7 protein-coding genes and 1 pseudogene are annotated in these 7,581 nt (G+C 75.0%); 6 read left to right on the top strand and 2 right to left on the bottom strand.

Annotated features, from left to right (window positions below):
* Window positions 1-223: pseudogene (locus Q7T67_RS09100) on the bottom strand (hypothetical protein); the annotation flags it as partial.
* Between the two features lie 65 nt (window positions 224-288).
* Here Q7T67_RS09100 and Q7T67_RS09095 point away from each other — a divergent pair.
* From Q7T67_RS09095 to Q7T67_RS09075, 5 genes are all read left to right on the top strand, one after another.
* A complete protein-coding gene (locus Q7T67_RS09095) occupies window positions 289-933 on the top strand; it encodes a hypothetical protein (RefSeq protein ID WP_304788267.1) in 645 nt (214 codons plus the stop codon).
* Window positions 934-1,010: 77 nt separating this feature from the next.
* Complete coding sequence (gene ilvD / locus Q7T67_RS09090) at window positions 1,011-2,702, top strand: dihydroxy-acid dehydratase (RefSeq protein ID WP_304788265.1); 1,692 nt, start codon at window positions 1,011-1,013, stop codon at window positions 2,700-2,702.
* A gap of 1 nt (window position 2,703) precedes the next feature.
* Window positions 2,704-3,489 carry a hypothetical protein gene (locus tag Q7T67_RS09085; RefSeq protein ID WP_304788263.1) on the top strand — a complete coding sequence of 262 codons (786 nt, stop codon included), beginning with the start codon at window positions 2,704-2,706 and terminating at the stop codon, window positions 3,487-3,489.
* Complete coding sequence (locus Q7T67_RS09080) at window positions 3,489-4,700, top strand: hypothetical protein (protein ID WP_304788261.1); 1,212 nt, start codon at window positions 3,489-3,491, stop codon at window positions 4,698-4,700. Before Q7T67_RS09085 ends, Q7T67_RS09080 begins: the two co-directional genes overlap by 1 nt.
* Before the next feature lie 266 nt (window positions 4,701-4,966).
* A complete protein-coding gene (locus Q7T67_RS09075) occupies window positions 4,967-6,004 on the top strand; it encodes a L,D-transpeptidase/peptidoglycan binding protein (RefSeq protein WP_304788259.1) in 1,038 nt (345 codons plus the stop codon).
* Between the two features lie 155 nt (window positions 6,005-6,159).
* On the opposite strand, the gene Q7T67_RS09070 is transcribed toward Q7T67_RS09075, so the two are convergent.
* Complete coding sequence (locus Q7T67_RS09070) at window positions 6,160-6,585, bottom strand: hypothetical protein (protein WP_304788257.1); 426 nt, start codon at window positions 6,583-6,585, stop codon at window positions 6,160-6,162.
* Here Q7T67_RS09070 and Q7T67_RS09065 point away from each other — a divergent pair.
* A complete protein-coding gene (locus Q7T67_RS09065; RefSeq protein WP_304788255.1) occupies window positions 6,569-7,519 on the top strand; it encodes a tyrosine recombinase XerC in 951 nt (316 codons plus the stop codon). The two genes, Q7T67_RS09070 and Q7T67_RS09065, sit on opposite strands and share 17 nt — an antisense overlap.
* Window positions 7,520-7,581: the final 62 nt, after the last annotated feature.

Here is a 7,581-nt window from a genome sequence, read left to right as displayed (position 1 = left end):
CCGGGCCGCCCGCGTGGCCCGTGCGGTCGCGGGCGAGGCGGTCCGCCGCGGCCTGCGCGACGTCGGTGCCGGCCCGGGCCCCGTCGACGTGCTGGACCTCCCGGCGCTCCGGGACGCCGCTGCCGCCCGGGCGGCAGCCGTCCCGGGGGTCGCGGGACCCGCCGTCGCCACCGCCACGTCGGCGGACCCCGCGTCGTCCGGTGACGCCACGTCCACCGGCCACGCCCCGTCGTCCCCGGACGCCGGCGCACGCGCCGCGGCCGGGTCCCGGCACCGGACGGCTGCGCCATGACGACCGTCCTGGCCGTCCTGGCCTTCGTGGCCGCCGCCCTCGTCCCGCTCGCGCTGACCGCCGGGTACTGGGCGCCGCTGCTCACGGACCGCGTGCTCGGGACCGTCGCCTGGCTGCGGGCCGGCCGCGCCGGTCACGTCGAGCGCCGCCGCGCCGAGCGCACCGCCCGGGAGCTGCTGCACACCTGTCTCGACGACGAGAGCTGGGCGATGTACCGGGATCTGGGCTTCGTCCGGGTCTGGGGCGGGGGAGGACGCGCTCCGGCACCCTCCGGCCGTCGCCCGGGGCCGGGGGTGGCCTACGCCTACCTCGTCTACCCGCACCGGCCCCACGTCGTCTTCCTGCCGCAGACGAGCACGCTGCTCGGCGAGTGCCGGGTCCAGCTGGCCGGCCTGGACGCCGGGGACCCGCTGGTCCCGACGGACGACGTGCTCGCCCACTGGATGGCGCTGACCCAGGACGAACGCGGCGTCGTCGCGTCGGCCCGCATCGGGTTCCCGGGCACCGAGCTCTCGCGACGCGCCGTCCGTCGGGACCTCTGGCGCCTGCGCGAGTGGGAGAGCCAGCGGACCGAGCGGGCGCTGGGCCTCGTGCGCCCCGGCCGCCTCCAGCGCGCCGTCCGCGGTCGCGCGGCGGGCTGAGCGCCGCGGGCCGAGGTCCGCCGCACGCCGTCCGCCGGGGGTCGACGGCGACTCCCGTCGAGTAGCGTTCCCGGGCGATGAGCAGCACTCCCGACGACGTCGACCTCAGGCGCAACTCGCGACAGGTCACCGAGGGGCCGCAGCGCGCGGCCGCACGGACCTACCTGAAGGGGATCGGCTTCGACAACGAGGCCCTGAGCAAGCCGATCATCGGCGTCGCGCACGGCTGGATCGAGACGATGCCGTGCAACTTCAACCACCGGGTGCTGGCCAACAAGGTCAAGCAGGGGATCCGGGCCGCCGGCGGGACGCCGATGGAGCTCAACCACATCGCGATCTCCGACGGGATCACGATGGGCACCAGCGGCATGAAGACGTCGCTGGTCTCGCGTGAGGTCATCACGGACTCGATCGAGCTCGTCGCCCGCGGCCACCTCTTCGACGGCCTCGTCGTCATCACGGGCTGCGACAAGACGATCCCCGCCGGTGTCATGGCGCTCGCCCGGCTGAACATCCCCGGCCTCATGCTCTACGGCGGCTCGATCCCGCCCGGCCACCTGCACGGCGAGCAGGTCACGATCCAGAGCGTCTTCGAGGCCGTCGGCCAGCACGCCGCGGGCAAGATGACCGACGAGGAGCTCGACGAGCTCGAGAACGTGGCCAGCCCCGGGGCCGGCGCGTGCGGCGGCCAGTTCACCGCCAACACGATGGCGATGGCGTTCGAGGCGATGGGCATCAGCCCCGCCGGCGCGGCGATGGTGCACGCGCAGGCGCCGAGCAAGCTCGAGGTCGCGTTCCGCACCGGCGAGCTCGCGATGGAGGTCCTCCGCCGCGACCTGCGCCCGAGCGACGTCATCACGAAGGAGTCGCTCCAGAACGCGGTGGCGGCGGTCTCCGGCTCCGGCGGCTCCACCAACGCCGTCCTCCACCTCCTCGCGGTCGCCAAGGAGATGGGCGTCGACTTCGACATCGACGACTTCGACCGCATCAGTCGCTCCACGCCGCTCCTCTGCGACCTGCTGCCCGGCGGCCGCTACAACGCCGTGGACCTCTGGCACGCGGGCGGCACGCCGGTGTTCCTGGGCCGCCTGAAGGAGGCCGGTCAGCTGCACACCGACCTCCCGACGGTCACGGGCCCGACGATCGGCGAGCTCGCCGACCAGGGCGTCGAGGCGGAGGGCCAGCGCGTGATCCGGCCGCTGGACGACCCGCTGCGCGCCACGGGCGGCCTGGCCATCCTGCGCGGCAACCTCGCGCCGGAGGGGTGCGTCGTCAAGCTCTCCGGCCACGAGCGCCGCCGCCACGTCGGTCCCGCCCGCGTCTTCGAACAGGAGGCCGCGGCGATGGAGGTCGTCACCAGCGGCGGGATCCGTCCCGGGGACGTCATCGTCATCCGCAACGAGGGCCCGACGGGCGGACCGGGCATGCGCGAGATGCTCGCGGTCTCCAGCGCCCTGTCGGGCATCGGCATCTCCGGCGAGGTCGCCCTGATCACCGACGGCCGGTTCTCCGGCGCCACGCACGGCTTCTCCGTCGGCCACGTCTCGCCCGAGGCGTTCCACCGCGGTCCGATCGCCGCCGTGCGCGAGGGCGACGAGATCACCATCGACGTCGACGAGCGACGGCTCTCCGTCGACCTGACCGACGACGAGATCGCCGAGCGCTCCGCCGCCTACGAGCCGGTCGTCAGCCCCGACGCCACGGGCGTCCTCGCCAAGTACGCCAAGCTCGTGGGCACCGCGAGCGAGGGCGCCGTCACCATCGGCTGAGGTGGACGACGCACGCGACATCCTGCCCGTCGTCGAGCCCGACCGGGACCTCGACGACTGGGGTCGCTCGGCCCGGCTCTCCGACGCCCTGGACCGCACGCTGTGGGAGGCGGCCCACAAGCTGTGGTTCCGCGTCGAGCTCCAACAGGCCGAGCGGATCCCGTCGACGGGCGGGGCGCTGCTCGTCGTCAACGGCGGCGGGGTGCTGTCCCCGATCGGGCCCCTCGTCGCCAAGGCCGTCCGCGAGGACCATCCGCGGCGTCGTGACCCGCGGCTCTGCGTCGACCGCGGAGTGCTGGACCAGCCGGGCCTCTCCGTGGTCCTCACCCGCGCGGGGGCCGTCGGCGCCCAGGTCGACGACCTGGTCCGCCTGCTCGGCGACGAGGGGTCGCTGCTGGTCCTGAGCACGCGCACGGACCGCCTGCACGACGAGGGGGCGACCGCGACGCTGGCGGACCACCCGGCGCTCGTCGCCGCGGTCCGCGCCGGCGTCCCGATCATCCCGATCGCGGCCGTGGGGGCCGACGACGCCCAGCCCGTGCTCGGTCGGCTCCCGCTGCCCGGGGGCCGCCGCCTGCCCGTCACGCTCGGGTTCCCGTTCCTCGGGCCGCTCGCCCTCCTGGCGTACCTGCCGGCGAAGATCCGGCTGCGGGCGCTGTCGCCGCTGGTGCCCGACCCGGACGACGACGTCGCCGCCGAGGCCGGCCGCCTGGCGCTGTCGACCGCCCGGCGGCTGCGTCACGAGCACGCCGACATGCGCCGCACGCGCGGCTCGCGGTGGGTCTGATGAGCGGTCTGCGGGTCCTCGTCACCGCCGGGTCCAGCCGCTTCGGCGCCCTCGTCGTGACCGCCCTGGAGCGCCGGGAGGAGATCGCGACGGTCGTCGCCGTCGACGACCACGCCCCGGGCGCGCCGTTCGCCCGGGCGGAGTTCGTCCGCCTGGGCGCCGACCTCGTCCAGCTGCCGCGGATCGTGCGCGGCGCCGACGTCGACGTCGTGGTCGACGTGCGTGCGGCGGCGGCCGTCTCACCCCTCGACGAGCGCTCGATCGTCGGTCACGCCGCGGTCTCCGAGCGGATCGCGACCGCCTGCACCGAGCCGGGCAGCCCGGTCGGGCGCCTCGTCGTCGTCGGGTCGGTCCACCGGATGGGCTGGGGCCGCGACCTCCCGGCGTTCCTCACCGAGGACGTCGAGCCGCCGGCCGCCCCACGGGGGGCCCTGGCCGGCGCCCTGGCCGCGATCGAGCGGTCCGCCGCCGACGCACGGGACCGGCGCCCCGGGCTGGGTCTCACCACCGTGCGGCTGGCCGACCCGGTCGGGCCGGCGAGCAGCGGGATCCTGCAGGCGGCGGACCGCCTGCCGCTGCTCCCGACGGTCCTGGGCTTCGACCCGCCCGTCCAGGTCGTCCACGAGGAGGACGCCGCCGCGGCCGTCGCCCACGTCGTGGGCCTCGGGCTCGACGGGCCCTACCTCGTCGCCGCCGACGGCACCCTCGCGCTGTCGGAGGCCCTGCGCATCCTCGGCCGCCCCCATGCCCCGGTCCTGCCGCCCTGGGGCACCGGGGTGCTGGCCGGCGTGCTCGCCCGTGCCGGTCTGGGCGGGGCGCACGAGCTCGCGGGTCAGCTGCGCCGGGGACGGGGGATCGACAACCGCCGTCTGAAGGCGACCGGCTTCGCGTACCGCGCCACGTCCCGGGAGGCGCTGCGCGCGGCGGCCGGGGTCCGTCGGCGCCGACGGGTGCTGCACCCCGGCGTGCCGGCGCCCTACGAGCCGGAGGTCGAGGCGTTCCTGCGTTACAGCCCGTCGGCGCGCGGCCCGGGCGCGGAGCCGGAGGCCGCCGAGGAGGCCGGCATCGGCGCGCTCGAGGGCGACGCGCTCCTCCAGCTCCTGCCCTCGTTGGACCCCGAGGCGCTCCGGGCGCTGCGGGCGCACGAGGAGGCGGGCCCGGCCCGCCGACGCGTGCTCGACGAGATCGACCTGCTCCTGCACCGGGCCTGACGCGCGAGCAGCCCCGGGGCGGGTGGTGCGGCCCGCGGGGACCTGCGGCGGCCCACCGCGCGGATCGGCGGTCGATCCGCCGAGGGGGCTCCGCGGGGCACGGCCGGGAACCGGCGCCGACGCGACGCGGACGTGGCAGGATCGCCGGAGTTTGCGGGCACATGCATCCAGGTACGATCCTGGTCCGTAGACCCCCCGAGCCCCTGAACGCGTTCTTGCGGCCGGGGCCGGTCCCCCCGACTCCAAATACCATCGATAGCGCCGCCATGCGTCAACGTCCCGTCCTGCTCATCACCACCGTCCTTGCCGTGCTCCTCGTGGCCTGCGGCGGCGTGCTCGTCGCCGACGCCGGCACGACGAAGAAGATCCCTGAGGGCGTGACGATCGGTGGCGTCGACGTCGGTGGGCTGACCGCCGACGCCGCCCGGACGAAGGCGACACGCGAGCTGACCGACCGCCTGTCCAAGCCGGTCCGCGTCGTCCACAGCGACCAGGACTGGAACCTGACGGCGAAGAGCGCCGGCATCAAGGTCGACATCGACGACGCCGTCGCCAAGGCCGCCGACCTCGGCGACGACGGCAACGCGTTCGTCCGCGTCTACCACTCGGTCGCGGGCAACGAGGTCCGTCGCGAGTTCTCGCCGACGAGCACCTACAACCGCTACGCGATCACCCGGCTGCTCAACCGCGTGGAGAAGGACCTCCACCGCGAGCCCAAGTCGGCCTCCGTCGCCTTCACGGACGGCGAGCTCAAGGTCACGAAGGGCACGGTCGGCCTGCGCCTGAAGCGCGACCGGGTCGCCGGCCTCGTCCGCACGGCCCTCCTGGACCCGTCCGCGAGCCACCAGATCTCGGCCTACACGTCGAAGATCCAGCCGAAGGAGACCACCGCCGCCGTCAGGAAGAAGTACGGCACGGTGCTGGTCGCCAACCGGTCGACGTTCAAGCTGACGCTCTACAAGAACATGAAGGTCGCCAAGACCTACGGCATCTCCGTCGGCAAGGCCGGGCACGACACGCCCGCCGGGCAGTACACGATCGGCAACAAGGCCGAGAACCCGTCGTGGCACGTGCCGAACTCCGCGTGGGCCGGCAGCCTGGCCGGGACGGTCGTCCCGCCCGGCCCGTCGAACCCGATCAAGGCCCGCTGGCTCGGCATCTACGACGGCGTCGGCATCCACGGCACCAGCGACGACGCCTCCATCGGCACGAACGCCTCGCACGGCTGCCTGCGGATGCACGTCCCGGACGTCATCGACCTGTTCCCGCGGGTGCCGGTCGGGACCCCGATCTACATCCAGTAGGTAGACGGGCTGGCGGGGCCGCCCTCCGGCGGCCGGCGTTCGTCACGGGTGTCGTCGGCGGGCCGCCCTCGGCCGTCCGGTCCGCAGCGGTCCGCAGGAGTCCTGACGGGGCGGGCCCTCGCCCCGGGCCCGCCTGCCGCCCGGGAGCGCGGACGTCAGTCGCGCCCCTCGGCTTCCTGCGCGGCCGCCCCGAGACCCCCGAGCGCACGGATCTCGGGCGTGTGCCCCGCGATCTCGGCGGCCGCGAGGGCCTGGATCGCGTCGTCGAGATCCCCGATCCCCTCCTGGCTGGCGGCGGTCGCCGGGCCGAAGGCGGCGATCTCCTCGACCGTCACCTCCTCCCAACCCCTCTGGAGCAGGAGGGGATAGTGGTCTCCCTGGCGAAAGACCAGGGTGCCCAGCCAGATTCCGCGCTCCTGCCTGCGCAGCACGGCGTACCAGAGCGTCGACGCGTCGCCCGACGCGCGGATCTGGTGCCACGGCCGCGGGGGCGGGGTCATGGTGTCGGCCAACCCTGCGAAGGTCAGCTGCCGGAGCGTCGCGATCCGGCCGGATTCGGTGTCGATGAAGAACGAGCCCACACCCCGACACGATACGGAGCCGCTGCCCGAGGGCTGGGCGGTCGCCCTCCGCGCGCTCGACGACGAGGGGCGCCGCAAGGGCGCGGCCGAGCGCACCCGGACCGCCTACGCGGGCGACGTCGAGCGGTTCGCCCGGTGGTGCACGGCGGACGGCCGCCCCACGCCGGTCGACGTCGACGTCCGGACGATCCGGCGCTACACCCAGAGCCTGACCGAGAGGGGCGCCGCCGCGTCGTCGGTGACGCGGGCGCTCGCCGCCCTCCGGGCGCTCTTCCGCGCCCTCGTGCGCGCCGGGATCGTCGAGGGCAACCCCGCCGAGCTCGCCCCGGGGCCCCGGCGACCCCAGACCCTGCCGCGGATCGTCAAGCCCGCGGACGCCGCCACGCTCCTGGACGAGATCCCGGCCGACGACGACCACCTCGCCATCCGCGACCGCGCGATGCTCGAGATCGCCTACGGCTGCGGCCTGCGCGCGGCGGAGCTCGTGCGGCTGGACGTCACCGACGTCCACCTCGAGGACCGCGCGCTGCGGGCGACCGGCAAGGGGGAGAAGACCCGGACCGTGCCGCTGGGTGACCCGGCCGCCGACGCGATCCGCCGGTGGCTGGCCCGCGGCCGCCCCGCCCTCGTCGGACCGGAGCGCGGCGCGGCCGCCGAGCCGGCGCTGCTCGTGTCCCGTCGCGGTCGACGGCTGTCCACGAGCGACGTGCGCCGACGGATGGACCTCTGGGTCCGGGCGGCCGGTCTGCCGAGCGACCTGCACCCCCACGCGCTGCGGCACTCGTACGCCACCCATCTGCTGGACGGCGGAGCGGACCTTCGATCGATCCAGGAGCTCCTCGGACACGCACGCTTGTCCACAACGCAGGTGTATACCCGTGTAGAGTCGAGCCGACTGAAGACGGCTTATCGGCGAAGTCATCCGCGGGCTTGAGCGCCTGACCGGACGACTGGACGACACGCTCCGGTTTCCCCCCAAACGTCCCACGGAATTCG

The organism is Patulibacter sp., assembly GCF_030655195.1.
Taxonomy (GTDB): domain Bacteria; phylum Actinomycetota; class Thermoleophilia; order Solirubrobacterales; family Solirubrobacteraceae; genus Patulibacter.
This window is presented reverse-complemented; position numbering and strand designations above follow the sequence as displayed.